Source organism: Flavobacterium alkalisoli (genome assembly GCF_008000935.1).
Lineage (GTDB): Bacteria > Bacteroidota > Bacteroidia > Flavobacteriales > Flavobacteriaceae > Flavobacterium > Flavobacterium alkalisoli.
On the sequence record NZ_CP042831.1, the window covers coordinates 2,641,611 to 2,667,925 of the forward strand.

A 26,315-nucleotide genomic window follows, 5' to 3' on the forward strand; every position below is an offset into this window, starting at 1 on the left:
GTCCTTACAATACGATAAAACAGCAGCCTGATATACGCCCAGAGTGCTATACCGTCAAATTGGTACAACCTCAGAGGGAAGGGCTCACCAACACTTTTGTCAATGATGGAAAAAGAATATGAAATTCCTGCCGGGACCAGGATTGGCCATGTCCACCTTAAGGTCGCCGATATGAATCGTTCCTTAGATTTTTACTGCGGTCTGCTGGGATTCGGTATCACCCTGCGGTATGGCGATCAGGCTGCTTTTCTGGCAGCCGGGGGGTATCACCACCATATCGGCCTGAATACCTGGTACAGTAAGGACAGCCCCCGTGCAGATCAGCACAGCGTGGGACTGTTCCATACCGCTATTGCCTATCCGCAGAAGAAGGACCTGGCAGCGGTATACAAAAGACTCAAGGAGGCGCAGTATCCCCTGACGGGGCTCTCCGACCACGGCGTATCCCTTGCCCTCTACCTTGATGACCCGGACGGAAACGGGGTGGAGCTCTACTGGGACAGGCCAATGGAACAGTGGCCCAAAAAACCGGACGGTTCTCTGGAGATGTATTCACGCCCCTTACATACAGGCGACCTCCTGGAGGATTAAAAATAAAAACGGACGATACTTGTTTGAAAGTAGCGACAATACATATACAATATGAAACCAATATTTGAAGATATCCAACTGGTAAAGAATGTGGATAGAAAACGCTTTGAGATAGCGATCGATGGCAGCTATGCCTTTATAAATTACGGTGAATTCGGGAACCAGATTGCTCTGGTACACACCGAAACCGAACCGGAACTGGCAGGTAAGGGGGCAGCGACTGCCGTAATTGAGAAAACCCTTCACTATCTGGAGGAGCACAAGATAAAATTGTTACCGTTTTGCCCTTTTGTATTTGCCTATATTAAGAGAAACCCGGAGTGGAAACGTATCGTAAGTAAAAAATTTAAGGGCTATGACCAATTTTAAAAGAAATCCTGAGGCGAGATCGTACGACAACCTGATTGAAGCTCTGAATGACCTGAAGCAATTGGGATATACAGAAGACTTAAGCCTGAAGGGAAACTGCATTGCGTGCAGTAATGGAATCTACAATATGCTCCCCGATGAATTTGAGATAGACGGCTATTTCAGGCTTGATGAGGAAGACTCCAGTGCAGAGAGTGCTTCTATAATATATGCGATAAGCTCCAAAAAATATTCAGTGAGAGGGACACTGATCAATTCCTTCAGTATCTATTCGGACGATATTACCGATGCGATGATCAGCAAACTTAAATTCAACAGCTAATGTCAAATACACAACTCATAATAGAGGAAAGAGCTGCCGATATCGGCAACTTTATGGTGGGGCGGCTGCTTCCGTTCCGTAAAAAGCGGATGGTAGGCCCTTTTATATTTATTGACCATATGGGACCTGTAGCGTTAGGCACGGATGAGAATATCGATATTGATATGCATCCGCATATCGGTCTTTCCACGCTAACTTTCTTATTTGAAGGAAACGTGTTTCACCGTGACAGCCTCGGTACGGCCAGGGAAGTAAAGCCTGGTGAGGTAAACTGGATGACAGCGGGCAGGGGTGTGGTACATACCGAGCGCACCCCCGATTACCTGAGAGGTAGGGAAAAAGGCCTTCACGGGCTGCAGATCTGGGTAGCCCTGCCCAAAGAGTGGGAGCAGTGCGATCCCTCCTTTGCCCATATTGGGGCGGATGAGATACCCGTTTGGGAGGAAGAAGGAATACATTTTAAGCTTATTGCGGGGGAAGTGGCCGGAAAGAGATCACCGGTTCCGGTCTACAGTCCGCTTTATTTTATGGAGATCAAATCGGGAGAGCGCAAAACGGTACGTCTGGGAGCGGACCTCTTTGGGGAAAGTGCATTGTACATCCTGGAAGGAACCGTAATCTCAGAAGGGCACAGCTACGGACCCAAACAGATTTTAGTTGCTAAAGACAGCAGTTTGTGCGACTTTGAGATCGAAGCGGGAACAACAGTATACATTTTTGGAGGAGCGCCCTTCCCGGAGGAACGCTTCATAGAATGGAATTTTGTGGCCACAAGCCGGGATCTTATTGAACAGGCAAAAGAGAACTGGAGACAGGGCCGGTTTGCCGGAGTACCCAATGAGACAGCCAAAGTACCCTTACCGGAACCTAAACTTAAAAAATAACGAACTATCAGAATATGAAAACTACTGTTGCCAGAATAGGAAAGCAAAAATATAAAACCGAAATACAGGCGAAAAACCATATTATTAGCGCCGACGAGCCTCTTGAGGTGGGCGGAGAGGACCTGGGTTTTACCCCCACCGAATTACTGGAGGCTTCACTGGCAGCCTGTTCAGTGATGACCATTAGGATGTATGCTGACCGTAAGGGTTGGGATCTCAAGGGTGTCGAGATTAAGGTGGGCTTCAAAAGGAACCTCACCACGCATCAGGTGACCTTTATAAAGGAAGTACGCCTTGAGGGTAACCTTGACAGCGAACAGCGACAGAAACTACTGGATATAGGAGGGAAATGTCCTATTGAAAAGATCATTTCGGGGCCTGTTTCGGTAGTCTCCGAGCTCCTGTAGAGGGCAGTTCAGGTTTTGTACTATTTAATAAAGCAAAACAAATGACAAAAGGAATGAATACGCTTATAAAGCTTGAGGAACTCGGACAGTTTTTGCTGTCCGTTGCCTTCTTTGCCTATCTAGACTACAGCTGGTGGGTCTTTCCTGCCTGTCTTCTCTTACCTGACCTTTCAATGATCGGTTACCTGGCGGGGACAAAGGCAGGTGCCCGGCTTTATAATGTTTTCCACCACAAGCTGGTGGCCGTCCTGGTTCTGCTTTTAGGTTGCAGTTTTGGCCTTCAGTGGGTTATGCTGACAGGGGTAATCTTTTTCGGCCACTCGGCAATGGACCGGTTCTTTGGTTTCGGGCTGAAGTTTGATGATAGTTTCCGTACTACCCACCTGGGTCGGATCGGAAAGAAAGACGGTAGGAGGGGGTAAAAAGATGACAGTACAAGAGGAAAGCGGAGTCTGCTATTGAGAAAGGTCCGCTGCTATCATGCATTCGGTGGGCTGCAATCTTATAGTAGCGCATGTAACAGTATGGGATATTTCTATGTAAAGGGCATAATACGTACCGATAAGCAGCGCCGAAACGGCACATGTCCGCTCTATGTAAGAGTATCGGTAAAGGGGAAAATCATTAAAATACCTTTAGGTATCTGCGGCAGCGTAGCGAAGTGGGATCCGCTATCGGTGAAGACAGGTTCAGGCCATCGCTGTAGCTGTACGACCAGGTATTGTACAGACCACAAATCAGTCATTTAGTTAAGTAAAAAAATATCAAATGAATACCAACAGGCTGCTTATAAGTGTGTATAGCCATGGATATGATAGACATAAATCTACAACGGTTACTTTAATTGATAGTATATATACTACAGGTAGAAGACACCATTATGTAATTTAGAGTAGGAAGAAGAATTATCCGCAGCTCTAGCCATCCAAATCGAAAATACTAGTAAAAAAAAAATAAGCTTATGACACCAAAAAATAGCAAGATTAGCTTCATTCTTTTTGTACTTTTAACAATCTGCTCTTACGCACAAGAGGAACCTTTCATGGACTATGTACTCAAGTGGGATGGACAGTCATCAGTACTAAGAGTTGAACTCACGTATTCTGCACATCAGAAAGATAGTACTGTCTTTATATTTGGAGACCCAAATTGGGGAGGGCAGGCCGATATATTTAAAGTCATCAGAAATATCACGTCCTCAGAGCCGGAAGTAGTCAGGGTAGATGAAGTGAACAGACAGATCTCCGTATACCACAACGGAGCCAATAAACACACAATTAGTTATGAAATAGACGGTTCCCTTCCACCTGATCTACCCACTCGGGCATCTCAAACCGAACTGTTCAGACCTGTCATCAGTGAAGGAGTATTAACCCTTGTAAACAAGCAGTTTGCCTTGACAGTAACCGATAAAAGCAATCCACTGGTATCTTTCAGATGGCACAGTTACCCAAAAAACTTCAGCTATTTTAATTCCATAGATCCATCTCAGAAAAGTCCATCAGAAAAGCTTTCGGTTTATTATGAGGACCTTTCCAATGCAGTGTGCTTTGTTATGGGAAATAATATTAGCGTTATGGAATACAGCGTTTTGGGTGTCCCATACTTTAGTGTAACTACAAAAGAAGATAGGTATGGTAATGATTTGCAGGGAAGTCTCATACCCTTTTTTAAAAGCTATTTCCCAAGCATCCACAGGTTCTGGAACGATACCGATTTTCCGTTTTATTTTCTGTCCGTAACGGCACTGCAAAACAACCAAACAGAAATTGGGGCAGGCGGTTTCGGGATAAACAATGGCTTTATAATGAAATTGGGAAGGAAATTTGGAACATGGGAAATTTACGTTACCGCACACGAAACTGCCCATACCTGGATAGGAATAAAAATCATGTTCGGTACAGACAGCTTTGACCACCAATGGTTTGGTGAAGGATTTAACGATTATACCGCACTCATTAATCTGGCAAATAGTAAACTTTATGATGAGGAAGAATTTCTGAATTACCTTAATGAAGATAATTTCAAACAGCATTACCAGAGTGAGATAAAAGGCGTACATAATGATTCAATCGCTGCAAAATACTGGACCGATTACGCTACTTATGGAAAACTTCCCTACAGACGAGGTTTGATTTACGCTTTTTACCTCGATAACCAAATCAGAGTAGTATCAAACGGAAAATTTACCCTCAGGAATATGTTACTGGACCTGTACGCGATAAGAAAAGAAAAAAATAATAATGAAATCCTATCCGTTGATGATTTTATTACCGTAGGAGCAGCCTATTTAGACAAACGAGAGCTTACTGATCAAATAGCACGTTATATGATAGAAGGACAGCCTATTGATTTTAAAACAGTAGAACTTATTCCCGAATTCAAAGTCGAAATCAAAAACAATATACCTAAGGTAAGCTTATCTGAGAATGCCAACCTTTTAGAAATATATAAGTGGTAACGATAACCCAGATAAAATGGCAAACTGTGAGAAATATCTTCGTTTCATTTTTTTGACTAATGTATTATTTGGATTACTTCGTAAGATAAAAGAATACTACTTTATGCACAAACAAACGGAACGCCATCGGCTTTAACCTTAGTAATGAATCCTGCTGGCTGAAACGCAGCTTGTTGACACTTTCAGTTGTAATACAGAGGTATGTAGGCGACTAAAGCCGTTTTTTGACAGTACGAAAGTATCAGAAAAGGCCGTATTTGTCGAAAAAGCATACCTTTTTTTTCGATATGGTGGTGTTTTTCTATCTGTCAGGGCCCGTAAATAGTGGGAATAGCGTATTTCACAAAAAAATATGTATTTATATTTGTAGGTAATTAGGTAATTTCCTAAATTTGTACCCATGGAATTATTAGAAATACTAAAGTCACTCTCCAACGAGACACGTTTAAATATTCTTACCTGGTTAAAGGATCCCTTTGCCCATTTCCCTGAAGAGGAACTGAGTGACGAAACGCCCCAATTGGGTGTGTGCGTATCCGATATTGCCAAAAAAGCTGGAATGTCGGTACCTACTGTATCCGACTATCTGAAAACCATGTCGGCAGCAAAGATCCTTCTTGCTACCCGGAAGGGCCAATGGACCTACTATAAAAGGAACGAGCAGTTACTTCAGGATCTGGCCAACCATATAAAATATAAACTTTAAATTTTTTAAATAACATTTAGGTTTTTACCTAATTTACTAATTAATATGAAAGCAGCAGTTATAAAAGAGTTTGGCTCTGTAGAGAATTTCGAAATTTTGGATATACCAACCCCAAGACCCGGCTTCAAGGAAGTCCTTGTAAGGGTACGAGCCACTTCCATAAATCCTCTGGATTACCAGGTGCGCAGGGGTGATTACCGAAACGAACTGGTATTGCCGGTTACAACAGGCCATGACGTCTCCGGTGAGATTGTCGAACTGGGACCGGGAGTGGAGAATTTTAAAGTCGGGGACGAGGTCTATTATACCCCTGAAATTTTTAAAGGCCAGGGAAGTTATGCCCAATACCATTGTGCACATGAATCTATCATTGGTATAAAACCAAAAAACATCAGCCATTTGGAGGCTGCATCACTTCCCCTTGCTGCCGGTACAGCCTGGGAGATGCTCGTTACAAGGGCACAGCTGAAAATCAATCAGACCATTCTTATTCACGGCGGGGCAGGTGGTGTAGGTATACCTACCATTCAGATTGCAAAGGCAATGGGCGCCATCGTTTACACTACGGCACGCAAGGTCCATCATGAGTTCCTAACCGGATTGGGAGCCGATTATGTGATTGATTATGAAAATGAGGATTATATTGCCGCCATTCAGCGCCTGACCGATAACAAAGGGGTTGATATCATTATCGATACCATCGGGGGCAATACCCTGTCTGACAGCGGAAAGATTCTAAGCCAGTTAGGCCAGGTAGTGACCTTGGTGGATATAGAGATCCCGCAGAACCTTATTCACGCATGGGGTAAAAATGCCACCTACCATTTTGTCTTTACCCGACAGAACAGGAACAAACTCGATGAGCTGACACGACTGGTCGAGACCGGAAAGCTAAAACCGATAGTCAACAAGGTGTTCTCGCTGACGGAGATAGGTAAAGCCCATAGCCTGCTGGAATACAAAAAGGGTGATGAGAACTTTTATGGTAAAATTGCCATAGATACGGAATGATTCTAGTCAGGACTGTAAATCAGGGAATACTCCTCTGGGGTATGCCTCAGGCGAATAAGAACGATACAAAAAAGCCATTGGAACCCGATGGCTTTTTTGTATCTGATCAAGACTCCGCTTCCCCGGACTGTTTAAAAGTATAAATAGGCTGTTATGGTTCTGTCGCATCTATACATATGTTTTACCTTTGGTCTTTAAAATCTTTATTTCATGAATATCAAAGATCATTGCTATCCGAAATCTATAATTCTTCAGGCCGTATATTTTAAGCTTAGGTTTACTTTGAGCTACCGCAATGTTGAAGAGATAATGAAGATTCACGGCGTTTAGGTTGACCATGCTACGATTCAGCGCTGGGTGTATAAGTTTACACCATTTATTGAGTTGCAAATGAAAAAGAGAAAACTTTTCGTTGGGACGAGTTGGAGAATGGATGAAACATATATTAAAGTGAAAAGATGTTTGGTTTTATCTGTACAAGGCAGTTGACAAATCAGGCAATACAGTTGATTTTCTGTTGACCAGAAAAAGGCAGAGGATGAGTGCCCAATCTTTTTTAATCAAAGCGATTACTAATAATTGTAAACCAAGAGTCATCAATATTGATAAAAGTGTTTCCAATACTGGGGCTATCAAGGTTTATAATAAACGTTCTTTCCCTAAAATTAAAATTCGTCAATGTAAATATCTTAATAATATTGTGGAGCAAAATCATCGTTTTATAAAATGGAGAATACAAAACAGCTTAGGCTTTAAAAGTTTTGAATCAGCTAAGAGAACATTTAGTGGAATAGAAGTTATACATATGTTGAGAAAGAATCAGATGATTAATCCTGGGGCAACTACGTTCAAATCATTCTGCAAACTGGCAGCATAAAGTTATAGTACTCGAATTTCTTGGATTTTAACAAACAGATGCGACAGAACCGCTTATCTTAATTATAAATATATTTTTTAAAAAAAATTTATAGACTCTCAATTTGATTGAGGTAACAATCAGCTTTCTCCAATATAGCTGCTTTTTCTTTTGGAGCCATTTTATCCCATAACCGATATCCCATAGCCAGCCTTGGATTGTTTCCCAACTGTGCACGGTTTCGGTCATGAAAATTCCAGTAAAGGCTATTGAACGGACACGCATTCTCGGATGTTTTTTCCTTGTAGTTATAAGAGCATCCATCACAATAGTTACTCATTTTATGGATATAATTGGCACTGGCTGTATAGGGTTTGGTAGCGATAGCACCCCCATCAGCATATTGGCTCATACCACGGGTATTTGTTATTTCAACCCATTGTATGGCATCAATATAAATGCCCAGGTACCAGGCGTCAACATCATTGGGGTGTACTCCGGCCAGTAAGGCGAAATTCCCTGTGATCATCAACCTCTGGATGTGGTGGGCATACGCATAATCCAACGATTGCTTTATGGATTGTTTCAGACAGTTCATTTTAGTTTCACCTGTCCAATACCAACCGGGTAGGGGATTTTTATGACTGAAAAAGTTTACTTTTTCAAATTCCGGCATTTTAAGCCAGTAGACCCCCCTCATGTATTCCCTCCAGCCGATTATCTGCCTGATAAAGCCTTCGGTCTGGTTTAAGGATATCGTATCAGGATTGTCTCTCCAGGTCTTTACCACAGCCTGTGTTACTTCCTGAGGGGATATCATTTTCGAATTGAGCGAGAAAGAGAGCCTGGAGTGATAAAGGGACCACTGTGAGGATTGCATGGCATCCTGAAATGTACCAAAAAACATGAGGCAGTTATCGGTAAAATGCTTAAGCAGCTCCAGCGATTGCTCCCGGTTAACTGGCCAGACCAGTTGTTCAGGGTTTATTCTGCCTATGGTCTTTATTTTCGCTTTTGTGATTCTGCTGTGTTGATCAGTAACGTCATTATGGAAAACATAGGGAGGTATTGCGTTGTGACTTTTAGGTATTTTTTTCGGTTCTCACTATCAAAATTCCACTGACCTCCCTCGGGCTCACTTCCCCTGGTGTGTATGTTGTGCTTTTTTCTCATTTCCCTGTAAAAGCTTTCCATGAGAAGTGTTTTTTTATCCTGAAAGAAATTTGCCAGTTCTTCCCGGGTAGTATAAAAGTGTTCGGTATCAAAGGATTTGTAACTAATGTCAAGTTTAGTGCAAAAATCAGAAAGCTCCTTATCCACACGGTATTCATCCGGATATTGGTATTCAAAGTTCCTGATGTTGTATTTTTTAATCAGAGCGCTGCAATTACCTGAAAAAGTATTTTGGTTATCAGTATCATCCAGCCTGATATAGACTATGTTATGGTTCTGTTTCTTAAGCTCGAGGTAAAAGTTTTCCATCGCAGCAAAAAAAGCAGTAACCTTTTGAATGTGATGCCATACATAATCGGTTTCGGAACGAACTTCCATTAGTACATACAAAACGGTATCATCAGTGGTTTTAAACCATGAGTGATTTATATTTAACTGATCGCCAAGTATAAGGCGTAAGGTATGATAGTTTTTTTTCATCATTTGTTTTTGCTGCACCTTTTACTGCAATACTTCACCTCGTCCCAGTTCTTTTCCCATTTTTTTCTCCAGGTAAAAGGACGGTTGCACACCGTACATGTTTTAACGGGCAGATTCTGTTTTTTTACTTTTTTCAACGCTTTGAAATTTTATTGCCGGTCAACCTTTGTCGGGTACATTTAAAACGGTTAATACCGCTGCTGCGTTTTGCCGTATGCTTGGTTTTGCAGTTTTCAACCCTTTTTCGCCATAGCCTGTAGCTGGAGAACTTCAGGTGGGTTTTCATAAAGCTTTTCACTTCATCTTCCCTCAGGCCGAACTGATGGTAAATAGCCTCAAAAGGCGTTCGGTCTTCCCAGGCCATCTCTATTATTCTGTCGGTATCCTCTTCTGAAAACTTGTTTTTCATCCTTAATAATCCGTTTACTTGTTTTATTTTATAATGGTTCCCATTCCTCCGTTAATCCCGAAAACCTGTCCGGTTATCCAGGTCGACTGTGTAAGGAGATGATTTGCAAACAGTGCGATTTCCTGTGGTGAGCCAATATTTTTTAACGGGTGCCTCTGTTTGTTAGCTTCAACTTTTGTTTCGTTGTTCAGTAATGCCTGTGCCATTGGAGTATCGGTAAGGGAAGGGGCTATGGCATTTACCCTGACATTTGGGGATAACTCCGCTGCCAGAGCGCGTGTCAGCCCTTCTATAGCCCCTTTAGCCATAGCGATACTGGCATGATAGGGTAGTCCTGTTTGTACCGCGACACTGCTAAATAGCAATATTGCTGCGTTTGGGGTGTTTTTTATGTTGTTTATATAACTCTTTATAAAACTAAATGCACCTTTGGCATTTATAGCAAAATCCCTCTCTATATCAGAGACTGAGAGTCTTTCAATAGGTTTGAGAGTAATACTTCCGGGACAATATATTATGGCGTTGGCTTTCCCGGAGATTTCCGGTAGTTTTTCGTCCGATAAAAAGTCAAAAGGTAAATGCCTGTAATTTGCATTGCCGTTAAGCGCTCCTGCTGTACGGCTTAATCCGTATACCATACTGTCTTTTACCAGTATCTTAGCAAGCTCTAAACCAATACCGCTGCTGGCGCCCGCGACTATATAGGTGTTAACTGAAGTATTCATTATAATCGTTTTTTACTGTTTTAAGGTATTTTGAATAGGAACTAAAGCTTTCTGTCACATCATCGGCTAACCATTCCCTTTGTTCTGTCAGGGCATCTTTGTAATTGAATAACGGATGCTCTTTTGTGATAAATGTGTTGTTGTACTTTTCTTTCAGGTCACTATATTCACCAACATAGACCTGTATGTTTTTTATGTTACCGGCGAGCTGTAAAATAAAGTTCAGTACTTTTTCACTTACCGGGTATTTTTTAAAATGCGAAGGTTCCAGCAGTAGAATGCGGTTTACCTCTTTATCAGAATGCCAGGTCGGATCCAGATTATACGAGTTGTACAGGAGTATAGGAGCACTGTTAATTTTTAAATCTTGATTTTCAGGGAGCAGGGTAGTAAAGCTTACATTGCTGCTTTCAGAGAGTGCTTTTATACTGTTTACTTTTTCAAGCTCCTGATACGAGTAATCTAAAAAAGTATCTTTTTGCGATGTTCCGCAAAACCTGTTAATATTTTCCTGGTTAGCTATGTATTTTTTCCCGTTGCGCAAACCGTAAACCCATTGCCAGCTGTAATAATTACTTGCCACATCCCCGTCCAGCAGGTGATAGTACATCCACTGTGCCGGTGCGTAGTAGTAATAGCCCGCCATGTTGCAAACAGCAGCCGTATACATCCGTACATGATTGTGCATATAACCTGTTTTGTAAAGTTCTGCAATACTAAAATCTATTGCAATTATACCGGTTGATGCCTGCATTAGTGCGTTAGGCAGTACCTGCTCAGAGTTTGAGGGGAGGGACAGAGGGCTGAAAACGTCTTTATTATTTTGTAATAATCTTTGAAAGTACTCCCTCCATAAGAGCTCTTTTAAAAATGTTTCGGATTCCTTAGCACTATATTTATTCCGTATGACGGCATAAATAAATTTTGTGCTTACCACACCTCGCGAAATATAGGGCGAGAGTAGTGAAACAGCGCCATTAGTATAATTTCTCGTTTGGGAATATACTACAGGATTTATTGCAGCTATTCGATTTACTATTTCGTTATATTTTTGGGAGAATACCATCATAGTAGTAAAAAGAGTACCATACCTCTAGAAGTACGGTACTCAAGGTTCAGAATTAAAGTGTACTACCTTTTAACTATTATTTTTTGTTCACGGGTTATGCTTCCGTTTGTTGACTTAACTATATAAATACCTTCAGAAAGCCCTGATACATCTATAGTGTTACCTGTTGTGTTTACTACCTGTCTTCCAAAAGCGTCGTATACGCGGTGAGTAAGGTTTGCAGTAAAGTCATATCCTGTTATGGTAATGTTATCTGCAGCAGGGTTTGGATATACACTGATTCTTTTTGTCTCAAACTCATTAGTATTTAAGGTTGTAAGTGGTAACTCAAGCATGGCTCCTCCTGCACTGGTGGCTGCCCATAAGCCAAAAGACGGACCATCACTGTTTGCCGAAGGGTCTAAAAAACCACTTGCCAATACCGTCAGGGATTGTCCTTCCAGTGCCAATGTGCTTAATGGTGCTTGATAGGAAGCCACAATTGTTTCACCGTCTGCTGTTGCTATGCTAATTATGTAATCGGCTGTAGGTAGCTCTAAATAATCATTAAAGTTGCTGTACTGTAAATCATCCACAATGGTACCTGCACCAACAGCCTGCACATCAACAATAGGGGCATCTGTTGCTCCGTGGAATACTAATACATCGGTATTTGTTTCCATTGATGCCATCTCCCTTGCCATAGTGTAGACAAATAGGCCAAAGGGTTGAGAAGGGCTGTATCCTGAATCGCTTACAATCCCGTTAGCCACTACAATATATGTTCCGTCAGCCTCCAGGGTTACATTAACCGAGTAAATATTATCATTAACTGAGGAACTGTTTGAAGGAGCAATACTAAAAGTTATCTCTTCACCTGCCGGTGCGTCAACAAAAGGAGATGCTGTCCTGAATGCAAAATCATCCAGCAGGAGTGTTTCGTTAAGATAAACATCTACAGTTTGAGCGGCAAGGTCGGCAGCATTGTGAAGCACCTGTACACGCGCTGTTTGATTGGCAAGGGGAAGTTCAATCAGGTCCCCGCCTTCAGCAGTAGCTACCCATAGTCCAAAGGCCGGGCCCTCACTGTTCATAGAAGGATCAAGAAAACCACTGGCCAAAACAGTAAGCGCTGCACCCTCAAGATTTAGGGTTGCTAAAGGCACCTGGTAAGAGGCTATAACAGTCATACCTGTCTGGTCTGTTATATCCAGTATGTAGTCCTGGGTTGCCAGTTCCAGATAGTCGGAGGTAAATGAAGGATAGGAGAGGTCATTAATAACAGTACCGGCCGGTATACTTGTTTCTACTGCATCCACAGCAGGAGCATCCGTAGCCCCGTGATTTACCAGTATATCGGTTCCGGCAGAGAGGGCCGTTTCACGTGCACCGCTGAAAACAGAAAGTTCAAAGGACTGGTTTGGACTGTAACCGGTACTACTGACAATACCATTAGCCACCAAGATGTAGGTTTCGTTTTCGGTTAGTGTAGTGTTTAGCGTGTAAATACCATCAGCAGCAGAAGAACTGTCACCAGGCGCCACCACTATGGATATTGCCTCACCTGCCGGAGCATCAACAAAAGGTGTTGCGGTCCTGAAGGCAAAGTTATCAAGAAGTATAGTACCATTCAGGTATACATCAACGGTTTGTGCGGCAAGATCAGCACAATTATGAATTACCTGTACACGGGCTGTCTGTGCTGTGGCACAGTGAAGAGCTAAAAGAAAGATAGCTGTCAGAAATGTTGTAATATTTTTCATGGTTATCTATTTTTGTTTAAACTTTATCAAAATTAGTTAAACAAAATATCTTTTACCCATTTCTTAACAATCAATAATTGAAAATTAACTATTGTTCAATTATAAAGAGTATCTGTAATAGTGCTGGTTTCCAGTTTTTTACATTGTGTTTATTTTTTATGTATAAAACTAAAACAGTTCTTTTTGGCTTTATACTTAATGTTTTATTCAATGCCTCACTTGCAGTTGCGCATTTCTGCTTTTTTAAACACCATGATAGTCCCGTTAAAGTTTGTTATAAAATAGGTTAAACAAAATGTGTAGGGAAATTATAGCTTTATGTTTCACCCTTAAAATCCGGCACCGATTGCTACAAGAGGTATTATCAACAGCTTCTTTTCATCGATTTATGTAACCTTTCAATATATTCTTTTCTCTGAACTAACCGGCCAATTTCAGCCTCAAATGTTTTGGTCTTACCCAAATTGGGAAATGCCAGCTTGTTTTTAGCAATTGAATTTGAAATCAAAATATTGAAGTAGTTGTAGGTTATAATAGCTTTTTGTAACAGATCGGTCTCAAGAATTTCAAAACCCATTTTTTCTGCTGTTCTTTCATTGATAATATAGCTTGTTCCCCTAACTCTCATTTGTTTATGGTGCTTATGCTCTTCCATCAAAGATAACAGGCCTTCTAAATACTGTTGGATTATGAAATCTGTCCTTTGTTTGCCATTCATTTTTCTGTCAATTACGAACCAGTAATCAAATAAAGTTCCCCCATGAATTTTGACTACACCATTTTTAGGTTTTTCAGTTAGGAATAAGGATGAATAATAAATGATTCTCCCACTTTTCTTTAAGGAGGGTATATCAAAAAACGGAGCAGCTATAGATAGGGTTATCGCAAAGGTTAAAAAACCAATCAGGTAAATACCGGAATACACTGATATAACCACTGAAAAACATATAACCGTAAGGGAGAGCGTCGCTATTGCTACTGCAATTCTGTTTTTCTCATTATTATTTTTGCTGTAAAACCTGTGATTCAATTTTCCTTTACGTATTTTTTAGTATTGCAGACCGTATTATGATCTGGTTTTAAGAAGAAGAATAGTCCTTTTCCAACTTATTACAAATATATGGAAAGGAATTTATCCTTAGTAAAGAACATTCTTAGAAGCAGTAGTGTTTATTGACTTTTACGGGTATTCTCGCCGGTGAAGCGAATTAATTGGGCAGAGGCAGTTAAGGTCAGTCGCAGCCAGATTATGCGCCTGGCCCATATCATTACCCTTCCGACCTATCACAAGTGTTTTAAAAGCCTCCAGCAGCTAGGCTATATTGTGTATTGACCCTCCTATCATCCTGGTGTACGCAGTGAACTGGATATAAAAAAACAACCTTGTAGATAAGGTTGTTTTTTGTTTTTGCTATAGTGGTACTATGCTGTCCGTATATTATACTTCTCTTTTATTAGCTGTATCTCTTTCTCGAGTTTGCCCAGTATAGCAATATCGGCTTTAGACATCTTATTCGCCTTTTTATTAAGGCGCTTATCCAATAACCTCATTTCTCTCCCAATAGAGGCCTGTTCGGTAATTGCATAGGCTTCTGTCTGCTTTACTGATGCATGCCCTAACATCTCCTTAACCACATGGATTGGCATATTGTTGTTCAGTGTAACGGTACTGCCAAAAGTCCTGCGTGCCATGTGCGTATTAAGAGTAAAGGGAAATCCGCAGAGGTTGGCTATCTCTTTCAGGTATTCATTCATCTTTTGATTCGATGAGACAGGTAGCACAGTGCCCCGTTCAAGACAAAGTGGGTGATCTTTATACCTTTCAATTATTTTTAAGGCTTGCGGTAAAAGAGGAACGTTTGTCTCTGAGCCGGTTTTTTGCCTGGAAGAGATAATCCAGAGCTTCCCATCTATTCCTTTCTTAATCTCTGTCTTCTTCAATTGATAGGCAACGGTCCAGCGTGCCTTCTGCATACCCTTTACCTATTAAGGCAGCCATTTCCCGATTATGAGATTCGAACTCTTCGAGGACCTTAACACGGGGTGTAAGCCTGCCAAGGATATAATCCATTATTTTTTCAGAGGTGATAAGCTTTCCGCTATATACCAGTTTATAAATTCTGATGAAGTGCAGGGAAATAAAAAAACCTGCAAAATCAATGATTTTGCAGGTTTTACACGTTTTTTTCGGATTTTTGAAAAATTTGGAAAAGCTTGATTTTCCTTATTTTAACCCATTTCGTGGGGAGAGCAGGATTCGAACCTGCGAAGGTTTCCCAACGGATTTACAGTCCGTCCTCGTTGGCCGCTTGAGTATCTCCCCATGCCATTTTAGACATGCATTGTTGTTTAATGCGGTGCAAATATAGTACTGTTTTCTTACTATACAAACATATTTAGGGCTATTTTAAAAACTATTTTTTAATTAGCTGGAAGCTAAATAAATATAACAGCATATTTTTTTATAGTTGCATGAAGTTATCATTAAAATATGTTAATGTCTTTATATATCCCCGTGTATGTAGTATTTTTGGTATCGTGAAAAAAGCACTTGTTTACATATTAATTTCGCTTATGAGCCTTAATTGCCTAAGCATACGGGAATTTTTAAAAGTACCCGTACTGTGTCAGCATTTTATGGAGCATAAAAAAGCCGATAAGGAAATAGGCCTGCTCGATTTTCTCGCCATGCATTACTGGGGTAACGATCTTAATGATAACGACGACAGCCGCGACATGCAGCTTCCGTTTAAGAACATTGTTAATCATGCTGCCCCTGTACTGTTTTTACCTCAAAACCATATTGAAGAGCTTACGGTTTTTGTGCAGCCTGTTGCAAAAAATACTCAGACTCATAAAAAAGACCTGTACAGCTGTATTTATTATTCTTCCCTAATAAAACCACCTGCTGTTTAATTTGATTTGAAAGGGCTTTTGCCCTTATGACTTATAACCTGTAGCACGGCTACGGGGCATCTTTTTATTTTTTAACCTAAAAATTTACTTACCATGAAAAAAAGTATTGCTATGCTTGCTATTGCAGGCTTATCGTTATTCGCTTCTTGCGGAGAAAACAAAGACACAGACGTTGTAGAATCAGGTACTTACCAAGGTAAAGCCGAAGAGGTGGATGCCGACGAAAAGGAGATTTATGTAAGAACAGCCGATGATAAGCTTTTAGAGCTTTATTTTACCGACAATACCCAACTTACTAAAGATGGTGCTGCTGTTGAGTTTGATGCCCTTCATGAAGGCGGAAACGTTGAAGTGAAAGTGGAGAAGAAAGGGAACAGGCTGGAGCCTATTTCTGTTAGCATATTAGACTAACCCTGTAATACAAATGGTATGTGGAGAACAGAACTGTTTCATCCGCTTATAGTCCATTTACCTGTAGTTACCCTGCTGCTAGCGTCAGCAGCGGGGCTGCTCAGGCTTTCGGCTAAAGGCAACAGCGAATTTTTAGGTAAACTAACTTTTGTAATGCTGGTTATAGGCGTTATATCGGGTTGGGCGGGTATTTACAGCGGCCAGCTTGCCTATAATGTTGAGGTGCGCAAAATATGCGACCCCAAAGTATTGCAAAATCATCAGTACTGGAGCTATGTATCGCTCATAGTGTATACGGTGGTACTTATAATAAAGATGCTAAAAAAGTATATTGCTGCATTTAATGCATTAATTATTAATGTTTTAATTGTAATTTTATTGATAGCGGGAGGAACAGCATTAGGCTATGCAGGCCATTTAGGTGCTTCTGTTGTTTATGAACAGGGAGCCGGGGTGCATAAGCCTGCCGATGACTGTTCTGACTACAATCCCGATTAGTTTGTATGTTAGAAGAAAACACAAATGTAAAGAAAGCCATAAGGGCTACCTATTTCAGCATAATAGGCAATGCGTTGCTTGCATTGCTAAAGGGCGCAGCAGGTTTTTTTGGTAATTCCTATGCGCTTATAGCCGACGCTATTGAGTCGACTACCGATATCTTTTCTTCTATACTGGTATTATTTGGTATAAAATATTCTACCCGCCCGGCTGATGAAAACCATCCGTACGGACACGGAAGGGCAGAAGCGCTTATTACCTTTATTGTGGTGGGCTTTTTAATTACGGCGGCCACAGTAATTGCTTATGAGAGTATACTGAATATACAAACGCCACACGACCTGCCGAAAAGCTGGACGCTTTTTGTATTGGGTGCCATTATTATCTGGAAAGAGATTTCCTTTAGGCTGGTGCTTAAAAAGAGTAAGGAAACTAACAGCTCTGCCCTTAAGGCAGATGCATGGCACCATCGTAGTGATGCCATTACATCTATAGCGGCGTTTATAGGTATTTCCATAGCGCTTTTTTGCGGTAAAGGATTTGAATCGGCCGACGACTGGGCAGCTCTTTTTGCTTCCGGATTTATTATCTACAACAGTTATCTTATTTTCCGCCCTGCACTGGGTGAGATAATGGATGAGCACCTGTATGATGATGTGGTGGAAGAGATAAGGAAAGCAGCGCTAAAGGTAAACGGCATACTGGGAACCGAAAAGTGCTTTGTAAGGAAAACGGGTATGGTATACCATGTGGAGCTTCATGCCATTGTTAGCGCAAATATAACGGTGAAGGAAGGGCATAAGCTGGCCCATAACCTTGAAGACTATTTAAGAAGGGATATTCCTGGTATGGGGCGTATACTTATACATGTAGAACCTGATGATTACAGCTGATTATATAAAATAACCCCTGCTTTAGCAGGGGTTTTATTTTATTACTGAATACTCTTTATAAATGCTGCGGACAAGCGTAAAGTCTCTTCCGGAGTTTCCTTATGTGGTGTATGTCCGGTGGCGGGTAGTAACTGTTTTTCTACCTTGCCGGATACATTGTTTACTATTCCGTTAACCTGTTCCAGACTGCCGAATTCATCATCTGTTCCCTGAATAGCCAGAAGCGGACAGGTAATTGTAGGAAGGAAGCCCGTTATATTCCAATCCCTGAAATCGGGGCGTGTCCAGGTTTGTGTCCAAGCCCTAAAAAGGATATCTGTATTGGTGCCGTGGTATTTTTCCAAACGTTGTTTAAGGTTGGTGTTTTTATAGGCTTCGGCAGCGTCCCTTATTCCGTTAAGGGTAATTTCTTCCACAAATATATGGGCAGCTTCTGCTATAACAGCGGTTATCGTTTCGGGATACTTTGCTGCGGTCAGCAGGGCTATGGTGCCACCATCGCTATGCCCAAACAGGATAGGGGAGCTTATATTAAGTGCTGCAAGCAAATCATGTAAGGCATCGGCCTGAGGTTCCATATAAGTTATTGGTCTTGGAACATCAGGCATTGCATCCGATTTTCCGTAACCCAGCCTGTCGTACACTAAAACATTGCATTGGGTAAGTTTGCCAAGCTTTTCTGGAAAGTCCCTCCAAAGCTCAACACATCCTAAAGAGTCGTGCAGGAATACAAGTGTAGGCCTGCCCGGATAATTGTTTTTATAGTTATAGTTTAAGTTGTTTCCCTGTATAATGATAAGGTTTGCTTTCATGAAGGCTAAAATAAGGCAAAGCTACTCGTCAAGCAGCCCAATTATATTTATTTTAATCTCTTCATCCCAATAAGCATAAGATTGGAATCTTAATTTTCCGTTCTTATCGAGAACTATAAGAGTAGGAATAGAATATATGCCTAATTTTTTAACAATTGGATCATCCCAACCTTTTAGATTAGAAATATTATGCCACACTAACTTGTCTTCCTTTACGGCATTTTTCCATTTTTCACTGTCCTGATCAAGTGATACACCTATAATGGTGAGACCTTTGCCATGAAGCTCATTATATAAATCTATCAATTCAGATTTTCTCTCACGGGACGCTTCATCCCATGATGCCCAAAAGTAAATAACAGTGACTTTGCCCAAAACCTGTTGAAGTGTAAGTGTTTTTCCGTTAGGTGTTTGACCGCTAAAGTCAGGAAATTTGCCACTGTCAAGAATTTTCTTTATAGTAATTTGTCCTTCCAGTTTTCTGTTTATTAAGATGTTCAGCTTTTTACCGGCTTCAGATTCTTTAGCATCTGCTCCCAGTTTATCGAAAGATGTTTTTATTTCTGTTATCGAAATCCCGTCACTTTCAAGAAAGGTTTCCAATAATATATCAGCACTTACAATACTGTTAGGTTTTTTTTCTAAAAAAGAGTTACGGGCATCTATATATTCATCATACAAGGCCATAAACTCATTGGTAATTTTCATTAGGGTCTGTGTGTCATTTTCTTTTTCCGCCCTTCTTGCTTTTTCAGAGTTTTTCTCCATAAAAGCTGTGTGTTTTTTTTCTGTGTCGCTTAGTAACAACCTGTATTTTTCTAAAGCATCATTATTTAAAGTACCGCCTACAACTGATTGGGATATATCTTTACTATTTACATTTACCTTAATATCGCCTTTTTCCAAATACAAAAGTACTTTGTTGTCTCTTTCTAAACCCTCAAAATAAAGTGCATATGCTATAGGGGCTTCTGTTACACCGTTAAATAAGAATTTCCCTTTTTCTATAATGCAGGAATCTCTGATAATACTTAAAGTATTATTATGTGCAAGGTATACTTTTTTACCATTAAAAGAAGAATCAACTCTTCCATGTATTGTGTATTCGTTACCAGTTCTATATTTAAAAGAAAAAAAGACTAATAGGGTTATAGTTAAAGCAAATATTTTTTTCATACATTAAAGGCTTTATAAAAATATACTTACAAATAAATAAATTTTTTACAAAAAAGCACGGAGGTTATCCGTGCTTTTATTATAATGTAGGCTGTATTTTACTGGTTTAACAGCTCTAATACTTTAGCTTTAAGTTCTTCGCCTCTAAGGTTGCGTGCTACGATAGTACCGTTTTTATCTAAAATTACGGTAGCCGGAATAGAGCTTACTCCGAACTCCTTCGCGATAGGCTCATCCCAACCCTGAAGGTTAGAAATGTGGTACCAGGTAAGGTTATCCTTATCTATAGCGCCCTGCCACTTAGCAGCATTATTATCCAGTGAAACGCCAATTATATTAAGACCTTTACCGTGGAGTTCGTTGTACATAGCCACTACGTTAGGGTTTTCTTTACGGCACGGGCCACACCATGAAGCCCAAAAATCGATAACGGTTACTTTGCCCATTGCCTGTTTAAGCGAAAAAGTTTTGCCATCGGGTGTTGCAGCGCTAAAGTCAGGACATTTTTTACCCACTTCTGTAGCTTCCATAGCTTTTTCTTTTACCAGCATCTGGTTAAGGTAGGCATCTATTTTCTGCCCCATTTCCGTTTGTTTTGATTCGGCAGGCAGTTTATCAAATACCGGCTTTATCTCTTTAGCTTTTGCATTTTGATCGTTAAGTATTATTGGGAATAACTCCAGACAAATAATACTGTTAGGATTTTGTTCTATAAAAGCAGTATATGATTTGTTTTTTTCTGCCGTCAGGGCTTCATATTCCTTCGCAATTCTGTTTTGGGTCTCAATGTCTCCCGAAGCTTTAGCCTGATTAAAGTTTTCAAAATGAGTATCTTTAAAAGCTTCTTCTTTTTTACCTAAGTCGGCAATTATTATGTTAAGCTTGTTTAAAGCATCATTATTAAGTGTACCGCCTACAACCGATTTAGGTATGTCCTGAGTATTTACTTTTACAGTAATAGTACCTTTTTCTATGAAAAGACCTATTTGTCCATCCTCAAGTTTGTCTTCAATATATAACAGGCGCTGTTGAGGTTTTTCTGATTCTCCGGTAAAAGTAAAAGCTCCTTTTTTTACTACTACCGAGTCCAGTTTCTTTATGGATTTATCAACAGTCTCTGCCAGATATATTTTTTTACCGTTAAAGTCGGCACTTATGGTTCCTGATATTTTATACTCATTACCTTTATACTCAATCATCTTGAAAGACATAAGGGTTAAAAGTACTGCTGTAACTGCAAGTATTTTTTTCATAGTGATTTGATTTTATTGAACTGCTAATTTATTTAAAAATAAATAAACCACTGGTTGTAAAAACAAAAAAGCACGGAGGTTATCCGTGCTTTTGTTATAATGTAAGCTGTAATTACTGAGCTAAAAGCTCTTTTACTTTAGCTTTAAGTTCTTCGCCTCTAAGGTTTTTAGCAACAATTTTACCTGAAGCATCAAGTATGAAAGTTGCAGGGATACCGTTTATACCATATTCTTTAGCGATAGGCTCGCCCCAACCCTTAAGGTTAGAAACCTGATACCATGTAAGTTCATCTGCTTTTATAGCTTCTTTCCATTTGGTCTTATCTTGGTCAAGAGAAACACTAACAATATTAAGTCCTTTATCATGAAGTTCGTTGTACATAGCCACTACCTTAGGGTTTTCTTTGCGACAAGGTCCGCACCATGAAGCCCAAAAGTCGATTATTGTAACTTTTCCCATGACTTCTTTAAGGGATAAGATTTTCCCTTTGGGTGTGGGAGCAGAAAAATCAGGAGCTATTTTATTTATAGCAACTTTAGCTTGGGCAGTTTCTATTTCAGCCATTTTAGTTAGGTGCTCAGCCATTTTTTTACCAAGGTTTGTTTCTTTAACCTGTGCAGAAAGTTTATCAAATAACGGTTTAATATCAGAAGATTTTTTATCCTGATCTGAGAATAACCGAACGAAAGCTTTAATGGTAACAAGAGCATTAGTGTTTTCTTCTATGAAAGCAATATATTTCCTATTGTTTTCTTTTATCATGTTTTGATGTTCTTCAATAACCCTGTTTATAGTAGCGGTATCGCTTTCAACTTCCGCCTTATTAAATTCTCCCATATTCTTATCAATAAAAGTTTTTTCAAGCTTACCAATTTCATTGGAAAGTTTATTAAACTTATGCATGACATCGTTATTAAATGTTCCTGTAACTATAGAATTAAACAAGGTATCCTTATTGACGTTTACAGTAATATTTCCTTCTTCAGTATATAAAATAACAGATCCTTCCTGCTCTTTGCCTTCAATAACAAGGAAGCACTCTTTTGGTGTTTCAGAGATTCCTTTAAAAGTAAATTTACCTTTAGTGATTAAAGCGGAGTCTATAGTAGTCATATTACCTATATGTGCTGATTCTTTTAGGTACATGTATTTCCCATTAAAGGAAGAGTCTATGGTACCGGATATTTTATATTCTCCAATGCCTTCAATTACTGTAAAAGACATAAGCGTTAAAAGTACTACTGCAACTGGAAGGAATTTTTTCATGATGTTTTTTATAGTTAACGTAAGTTATTTAAAAAAATATATAAGAAGTGTAACAACAAAAAAAAAACACGGAGGTTATCCGTGCTTTTATTATAATGTAAGCTGTAATTACTGAGCTAAAAGCTCTTTTACTTTAGCTTTAAGTTCTTCGCCTCTTAGGTTTTTAGCAACAATTTTACCAGATGCATCAAGTATGAAAGTTGCAGGTATACCATTTACACCATATTCTTTAGCGATAGGATCTTCCCAACCTTTAAGGTGAGAAATGTGCTGCCACGTAAGTTTATCTGCAGCGATAGCATCTTTCCATTTTGCAGCGTCCTGATCAAGAGATACACCTATAATGTTAAGGCCTTTACCGTGAAGTTCGTTGTACATAGCCACTACGTTAGGATTTTCCTGACGGCATGGACCACACCATGAAGCCCAAAAGTCGATAATAGTAACTTTACCCATAGCTTCTTTTAGTGAAAGTGTTTTTCCGTCTGGTGTAGCAGCAGAAAAATCAGGAGCCATTGTACCTTCGGCAACTTTAGCCTGAGCAGCTTCCATTTCAGCCATTTTAGTTAGGTGGTCACCAATTTTTTTACCAAGGTCAGTTTCCTTAACCTCAGGAGAAAGCTTATCGTATAATGCCTGGATATCAGCAGCTTTTTTGTCCTGATCATTAAATAGAGGAGGGAAAGCTTTGATTGTAACAAGAGCATTAGGGTTTTCTTCTATGAAAGCAACATATTTCTTGTTGTTTTCTTTGCTCATGTTCTGGTATTCTTTTATGATTCTGTTTTGAGTAACAGTATCGTTTTCAGCTTTAGCTTTGTTAAATAATTCCATGTTTTTTTCCTGGAATTCTTTGTCACCTTTTCCTGCTTCTTTAGCAAGTTTAGTGTATTTAGTTTGAGCGTCGTTGTTAAGCGTACCCGAAACTACAGAGTTGAAAAGGGTATCTTTATTAACTTCTACAGCAATATGTCCTTCTTCTGTATAAACAAAAACAGCACCATCCTGATCTTTACCTTCAATAAAGATAAGACGCTCTTTTGGTGTTTCAGAAATTCCCTTAAATGTGAATTTACCATTTTCAACCACAGCTGTATCAAGAGCTGTCATAGGACTCATAGGGTTTTCAGCCTGTTCTTTAAGGAAAACCTGCTTACCGTTAAAGGAAGGGTCTATGGTACCAGAGATTTCGTACTCGTTTTCTTTAAGCTTGTTGCACGATACGGCTAAGGCAGCAGTAAGAGCAAATACAAGGAATTTTTTCATTATGTTTTCCGATTTAGATTTAAGCTGCTAAATTATCTAAAAATAAGATTCTTATAGCAGTGTTAACAATTATTTTATTTTTATGAATTACTGCACGAAGTCTGGCCTGTAACTACCTGTACAGTAGTGTTTTTAATTCCTCCAAAACCTTTTTCTACATTAATCATATTATGGTAACCTCTTGCTTTCAAAATTGATGCCATGATTACAGAGCGGTATCCGCCGGCACAATGCAGGTAATAATCACCTTCTTTAGGTACTTCGGCAAGCTGTTCGTTTACAAAATCAAGCGGAATGTTAAGCGCATCGGCTACGTGTCCGCCGCTGTATTCGCCCGGCTTTCTTGAGTCTACCACAGTTATAGGGTTTTTGGCAAGTCCTTCAGCAAATTCTTCCGGAGAAATAGAACGGATGCTTTCCGTTTTAAAACCTGCTGCTGTCCATGCATCAATACCTCCTTTAAGGAAACCTAAGGTGTTATCAAAACCTACACGGGCAAGCCTTGTTACGGTTTCTTCCTCTTTACCTTCGGGAGTTACTAAAAGTATAGGCTGGTTTACATCGCGTATAAGCGCACCTACCCAAGGGGCGAAACCGCCATGAAGCCCTATAAATATAGAATTAGGGACGTGTTGTTTTACAAAGTCGTTTTCATGCCTTACGTCAAGCACTATTGCACCCGTACTGGTTGCAGTAGCTTCCAGTTCCTTAGCCGTTAAAGGCTTAACACCTTTTTCAAGAATAGTATCAAGGCTTTCATATCCCTTAATGTTCATTAATACATTTTGAGGGAAATAGGCTGGGGGAGCACCAAGTCCGTCAAGAAGTTCGGCAGTAAATTCCTCCTTAGTCATGTCTGCCCTTAAGGCATAATTTGTTTTCTTTTGGTTACCCAGTGTATCGGTAGTTTCTTTGCTCATGTTCTTTCCGCATGCGCTTCCCGCACCGTGGCTAGGGTAAACGGTAATATCATCCGGAAGGACCATTATTTTGTTGCGAAGAGAATCGTACAGGTGAGAGGCAAGAACCTCCTGAGTTAGGTCGCTCGTTAGTGCCTGAGCAAGATCGGGTCTTCCCACATCGCCTATAAACAGTGTATCTCCGGTTATAATGCCGTGTATGCTGTCGTTTTCATCTATTAACAGATAGCAGGTGCTCTCTAAAGTATGCCCCGGAGTGTGGATAGCCCTAATGGTATAATTACCCACTTTAAACTCCTGGTTATCGGTTGCTATAACGGCATCAAATTCGGGTGCGGCAGTAGGGCCGTACACAATTTGTGCACCTGTTTTTTTAGCAAGGTCCAGGTGCCCCGAAACGAAGTCGGCATGGAAATGGGTTTCAAAAATATATTTGATTTTAGCATTGTCTTTTGCCGCCTTGTCTATATAGGGCTGCACTTCCCTTAGCGGATCAAAAATCGCTGCTTCCCCATTGCTTTCAAGATAGTAGGCTGCCTGTGCAATACAGCCCGTATATATTTGTTCTATTTTCATATCAGTAGTTTGATTAAAATCCGAAAAATTCTTTTGAGAAGATAAAGCAGGCCATAACCAGTATAAATATACCAAAACCTTTTTTAAGCTGCTTCTCGTTTACATACCTGTGCAGGTAAGTGCCCACAAATATACCAAAAATGGAAATGGCAGTAAAGGATAAAAGAAATTGCCAGTCGATTACAGTATTGTGCAGGTCGCCCATAAAGCCTGTAATTGAGTTTATAGCAATGATTAGCAGTGAAGTGCCTACTGCCTTTTTCATGCTTAGATTGCCGAAAAATACCAGCATGGGTATTATTAAAAATCCGCCTCCGGCACCTACAAGCCCCATGGTAATACCTGTTAGTATAATGTAGGGTAATATGTAGATATAGCTTGTATTATTATTTTGAGCAGCAGTCTCGATGGCCTTATTTTTTTTAAAAAGCATGGAAAGCGCTGCCAATAGCATTATTATGGCAAAAACTCCCATAATAAACGTACCTTTGTGTAAGGTAAAGCTTTGTGTTTCAATAAGGTTTTGCGGAATTGCAGGAACAATATACCTGCGGGTGCAATATACCGTTATAAATGACGGAATGGCTATAAAAAGCCCTTGTTTTACCGCTACATTGCCTTTAAGGTAGTTTTGAACTCCGCCAAAGGCCGAGGTGGTACCAACAATAAAAAGGGAATAGCCTGTTGCTGCAACCGGGTTAATGCCCATTACGTATACTAATAAGGGGACCGTAAGTATAGACCCCCCGCCACCCATAAGTCCTAAAACAAGGCCTATGGCACAGGCGCCGGCATAAGCAGTTAAAAGTTCCATTTTTTAAGTTAGATGGGGTAAATATATATGAAATAAGCGAGAACTATTTATAACTTAATTAATTAAAAAATCATGACATTATAGCAGACTGATAATTAAATAGTTACAAAAGGTTGAAGTTTGGTATATTTTATGATATAGATATTTTTAAGGTTTAAAAAAAGGTACAAATTGAAGCAATCACAATTTTAGGTTTTATTTTTTGTAAAATTATTAATCAAACCGTTTTGCGTATTGGTAATTCATATATATTTGTATGCCTTTTTTAGGTAATATGTTATAAAAACACACGTTGTAAAAATTTTGTT

The 26,315-nt window shown here is 39.9% G+C and carries 29 protein-coding genes, 1 tRNA gene and 2 pseudogenes; 15 read left to right on the forward strand and 17 right to left on the reverse strand.

The window, feature by feature from the left end; genetic code table 11:
• Positions 1 to 102 precede the first annotated feature (102 nt).
• The 11 genes and pseudogenes from FUA48_RS11990 to FUA48_RS18675 all read left to right on the forward strand — a co-directional run.
• Positions 103 to 591, forward strand: a complete 489-nt coding sequence (locus FUA48_RS11990; protein ID WP_240732451.1) for a VOC family protein — start codon at positions 103 to 105, stop codon at positions 589 to 591.
• A gap of 51 nt (positions 592 to 642) precedes the next feature.
• Positions 643 to 960, forward strand: a complete 318-nt coding sequence (locus tag FUA48_RS11995; RefSeq protein ID WP_147583752.1) for a GNAT family N-acetyltransferase — start codon at positions 643 to 645, stop codon at positions 958 to 960.
• Entirely contained in the window at positions 947 to 1,282 is a 336-nt protein-coding gene (locus FUA48_RS12000) for a phosphoribosylpyrophosphate synthetase (protein ID WP_147583753.1), read from the forward strand. Before FUA48_RS11995 ends, FUA48_RS12000 begins: the two co-directional genes overlap by 14 nt.
• The gene (locus tag FUA48_RS12005; RefSeq protein WP_147583754.1) at positions 1,282 to 2,166 is read left to right on the forward strand and encodes a pirin family protein; all 885 of its coding nucleotides are present in this window, start codon (positions 1,282 to 1,284) and stop codon (positions 2,164 to 2,166) included. The genes FUA48_RS12000 and FUA48_RS12005 overlap by 1 nt, the downstream gene beginning before the upstream one ends.
• 14 nt (positions 2,167 to 2,180) lie before the next feature.
• Positions 2,181 to 2,573, forward strand: coding sequence for an OsmC family protein (locus FUA48_RS12010; protein WP_129751057.1), 393 nt, complete (start codon positions 2,181 to 2,183; stop codon positions 2,571 to 2,573).
• A gap of 53 nt (positions 2,574 to 2,626) precedes the next feature.
• Positions 2,627 to 2,995, forward strand: coding sequence for a DUF4260 domain-containing protein (locus tag FUA48_RS12015; protein WP_147583755.1), 369 nt, complete (start codon positions 2,627 to 2,629; stop codon positions 2,993 to 2,995).
• A 102-nt stretch (positions 2,996 to 3,097) separates the two neighbouring features.
• Positions 3,098 to 3,322 (forward strand): Arm DNA-binding domain-containing protein, encoded by a 225-nt coding sequence (locus FUA48_RS12020; RefSeq protein WP_129751059.1) that lies wholly within the window; start codon positions 3,098 to 3,100, stop codon positions 3,320 to 3,322.
• Between the two features lie 293 nt (positions 3,323 to 3,615).
• Positions 3,616 to 5,034 carry a gluzincin family metallopeptidase gene (locus tag FUA48_RS12025; RefSeq protein ID WP_147583756.1) on the forward strand — a complete coding sequence of 473 codons (1,419 nt, stop codon included), beginning with the start codon at positions 3,616 to 3,618 and terminating at the stop codon, positions 5,032 to 5,034.
• A gap of 400 nt (positions 5,035 to 5,434) precedes the next feature.
• Entirely contained in the window at positions 5,435 to 5,740 is a 306-nt protein-coding gene (locus tag FUA48_RS12030; RefSeq protein ID WP_147583757.1) for an ArsR/SmtB family transcription factor, read from the forward strand.
• A 45-nt stretch (positions 5,741 to 5,785) separates the two neighbouring features.
• Positions 5,786 to 6,751 carry a zinc-dependent alcohol dehydrogenase family protein gene (locus FUA48_RS12035; RefSeq protein WP_147583758.1) on the forward strand — a complete coding sequence of 322 codons (966 nt, stop codon included), beginning with the start codon at positions 5,786 to 5,788 and terminating at the stop codon, positions 6,749 to 6,751.
• 469 nt (positions 6,752 to 7,220) lie between these two features.
• Positions 7,221 to 7,628 (forward strand): annotated as a pseudogene (locus FUA48_RS18675) (IS6 family transposase); the annotation flags it as partial.
• Between the two features lie 88 nt (positions 7,629 to 7,716).
• On the opposite strand, the gene FUA48_RS18640 reads toward FUA48_RS18675, so the two are convergent.
• From FUA48_RS18640 to FUA48_RS12085, 10 genes and pseudogenes are all read right to left on the reverse strand, one after another.
• Positions 7,717 to 8,427, reverse strand: coding sequence for a cryptochrome/photolyase family protein (locus FUA48_RS18640; RefSeq protein WP_317130687.1), 711 nt, complete (start codon positions 8,425 to 8,427; stop codon positions 7,717 to 7,719).
• 182 nt (positions 8,428 to 8,609) lie between these two features.
• Complete coding sequence (locus FUA48_RS18645; RefSeq protein ID WP_317130688.1) at positions 8,610 to 9,263, reverse strand: cryptochrome/photolyase family protein; 654 nt, start codon at positions 9,261 to 9,263, stop codon at positions 8,610 to 8,612.
• Positions 9,260 to 9,397 (reverse strand): DUF2256 domain-containing protein, encoded by a 138-nt coding sequence (locus tag FUA48_RS12050; protein WP_129751064.1) that lies wholly within the window; start codon positions 9,395 to 9,397, stop codon positions 9,260 to 9,262. The genes FUA48_RS18645 and FUA48_RS12050 overlap by 4 nt, the downstream gene beginning before the upstream one ends.
• Positions 9,394 to 9,669, reverse strand: a complete 276-nt coding sequence (locus FUA48_RS12055; RefSeq protein ID WP_147583759.1) for a TIGR03643 family protein — start codon at positions 9,667 to 9,669, stop codon at positions 9,394 to 9,396. Before FUA48_RS12055 ends, FUA48_RS12050 begins: the two co-directional genes overlap by 4 nt.
• Positions 9,670 to 9,692: 23 nt before the next feature.
• Entirely contained in the window at positions 9,693 to 10,394 is a 702-nt protein-coding gene (locus FUA48_RS12060; RefSeq protein ID WP_147583760.1) for an SDR family NAD(P)-dependent oxidoreductase, read from the reverse strand.
• Positions 10,378 to 11,463: an FAD-binding domain-containing protein gene (locus FUA48_RS12065; protein ID WP_147583761.1), complete on the reverse strand. Its 1,086-nt coding sequence runs from the start codon at positions 11,461 to 11,463 to the stop codon at positions 10,378 to 10,380. Before FUA48_RS12065 ends, FUA48_RS12060 begins: the two co-directional genes overlap by 17 nt.
• A 62-nt stretch (positions 11,464 to 11,525) precedes the next feature.
• Entirely contained in the window at positions 11,526 to 13,205 is a 1,680-nt protein-coding gene (locus FUA48_RS12070; RefSeq protein ID WP_147583762.1) for a T9SS type A sorting domain-containing protein, read from the reverse strand.
• A 364-nt stretch (positions 13,206 to 13,569) separates the two neighbouring features.
• The gene (locus FUA48_RS12075) at positions 13,570 to 14,235 is read right to left on the reverse strand and encodes a hypothetical protein (protein WP_147583763.1); all 666 of its coding nucleotides are present in this window, start codon (positions 14,233 to 14,235) and stop codon (positions 13,570 to 13,572) included.
• A 392-nt stretch (positions 14,236 to 14,627) separates the two neighbouring features.
• Positions 14,628 to 15,152: pseudogene (locus FUA48_RS12080) on the reverse strand (site-specific integrase); the annotation flags it as partial.
• Between the two features lie 295 nt (positions 15,153 to 15,447).
• Positions 15,448 to 15,528, reverse strand: a tRNA-Tyr gene (locus tag FUA48_RS12085).
• 251 nt (positions 15,529 to 15,779) lie between these two features.
• Here FUA48_RS12085 and FUA48_RS12090 point away from each other — a divergent pair.
• The 4 genes from FUA48_RS12090 to FUA48_RS12105 all read left to right on the forward strand — a co-directional run bounded on the left by FUA48_RS12090 (position 15,780) and on the right by FUA48_RS12105 (position 17,923).
• Complete coding sequence (locus FUA48_RS12090) at positions 15,780 to 16,121, forward strand: hypothetical protein (RefSeq protein ID WP_147583765.1); 342 nt, start codon at positions 15,780 to 15,782, stop codon at positions 16,119 to 16,121.
• A 93-nt stretch (positions 16,122 to 16,214) separates the two neighbouring features.
• A complete protein-coding gene (locus tag FUA48_RS12095) occupies positions 16,215 to 16,532 on the forward strand; it encodes a hypothetical protein (protein WP_147583766.1) in 318 nt (105 codons plus the stop codon).
• Between the two features lie 18 nt (positions 16,533 to 16,550).
• A complete protein-coding gene (locus FUA48_RS12100) occupies positions 16,551 to 17,030 on the forward strand; it encodes a DUF2231 domain-containing protein (protein ID WP_147583767.1) in 480 nt (159 codons plus the stop codon).
• Positions 17,031 to 17,035: 5 nt separating this feature from the next.
• Positions 17,036 to 17,923 carry a cation diffusion facilitator family transporter gene (locus FUA48_RS12105; RefSeq protein WP_147583768.1) on the forward strand — a complete coding sequence of 296 codons (888 nt, stop codon included), beginning with the start codon at positions 17,036 to 17,038 and terminating at the stop codon, positions 17,921 to 17,923.
• Between the two features lie 41 nt (positions 17,924 to 17,964).
• On the opposite strand, the gene FUA48_RS12110 is transcribed toward FUA48_RS12105, so the two are convergent.
• The 7 genes from FUA48_RS12110 to FUA48_RS12140 form a co-directional block, all read right to left on the reverse strand.
• Complete coding sequence (locus FUA48_RS12110; protein ID WP_147583769.1) at positions 17,965 to 18,735, reverse strand: alpha/beta fold hydrolase; 771 nt, start codon at positions 18,733 to 18,735, stop codon at positions 17,965 to 17,967.
• Between the two features lie 21 nt (positions 18,736 to 18,756).
• Positions 18,757 to 19,911 carry a TlpA disulfide reductase family protein gene (locus tag FUA48_RS12115; RefSeq protein ID WP_147583770.1) on the reverse strand — a complete coding sequence of 385 codons (1,155 nt, stop codon included), beginning with the start codon at positions 19,909 to 19,911 and terminating at the stop codon, positions 18,757 to 18,759.
• A gap of 98 nt (positions 19,912 to 20,009) precedes the next feature.
• A complete protein-coding gene (locus FUA48_RS12120; RefSeq protein WP_147583771.1) occupies positions 20,010 to 21,164 on the reverse strand; it encodes a TlpA disulfide reductase family protein in 1,155 nt (384 codons plus the stop codon).
• A gap of 112 nt (positions 21,165 to 21,276) precedes the next feature.
• The gene (locus tag FUA48_RS12125) at positions 21,277 to 22,431 is read right to left on the reverse strand and encodes a TlpA disulfide reductase family protein (RefSeq protein ID WP_147583772.1); all 1,155 of its coding nucleotides are present in this window, start codon (positions 22,429 to 22,431) and stop codon (positions 21,277 to 21,279) included.
• A 108-nt stretch (positions 22,432 to 22,539) separates the two neighbouring features.
• Complete coding sequence (locus tag FUA48_RS12130; RefSeq protein ID WP_147583773.1) at positions 22,540 to 23,697, reverse strand: TlpA disulfide reductase family protein; 1,158 nt, start codon at positions 23,695 to 23,697, stop codon at positions 22,540 to 22,542.
• 80 nt (positions 23,698 to 23,777) lie between these two features.
• Positions 23,778 to 25,193: an MBL fold metallo-hydrolase gene (locus FUA48_RS12135; protein WP_147583774.1), complete on the reverse strand. Its 1,416-nt coding sequence runs from the start codon at positions 25,191 to 25,193 to the stop codon at positions 23,778 to 23,780.
• Between the two features lie 13 nt (positions 25,194 to 25,206).
• Positions 25,207 to 26,007 carry a sulfite exporter TauE/SafE family protein gene (locus tag FUA48_RS12140; RefSeq protein WP_147583775.1) on the reverse strand — a complete coding sequence of 267 codons (801 nt, stop codon included), beginning with the start codon at positions 26,005 to 26,007 and terminating at the stop codon, positions 25,207 to 25,209.
• Between the last annotated feature and the right edge of the window lie 308 nt (positions 26,008 to 26,315).